Here is a 476-nt window from a genome sequence, read left to right on the forward strand (position 1 = left end):
CGCCGGGTCTGCTTGCGCTTGCCCAGGCCCTCAGCGTCACCGAACGTCAGCTGCATAGATGATCCTCTACATGATGAGGCGGGTAGTGTCGCGTATCTGTGGTGCGTTGTTCAGAGCTTCCCTAGCTCCAGGTTGACATATTTGCCCCCGCCGTAGGGACTGCTTCGGGTCGATTGCGGTTGCGCGGCGGAAACAGCCCTGGTCAGTCCAGTGACGCTGCTGTCCAGTCCGATTCGCGTCGCTGCTCGACTCACCGGCGAGATCTGGCCCACTGACGTTCTGCATGTTGCCGCTTACGAATCGACTAATCTCGCCTTGTGTCCCGTGCAGCGCATTACAGGTGTTACACACAGGGCGGTCTCAAGATTCAAGTGCAACAGATGATTTGAAGGCGGCGATTTCCGCTTCCATTGCTTCGCTAGGCGTTTTCCAGCCCAGTGTCTGGCGAGGACGGGTGTTCATCAGTAACGCGATGT

The 476-nt window shown here is 58.0% G+C and carries 1 pseudogene; it reads right to left on the minus strand.

The features are described from left to right. Positions 1-360: 360 nt before the first annotated feature. Positions 361-476, minus strand: a pseudogene (locus F7R02_RS27175) (IS30 family transposase); the annotation flags it as partial.

The sequence above is a fragment of the Xanthomonas cissicola genome, assembly GCF_008801575.1.
Taxonomy (GTDB): domain Bacteria; phylum Pseudomonadota; class Gammaproteobacteria; order Xanthomonadales; family Xanthomonadaceae; genus Xanthomonas; species Xanthomonas cissicola.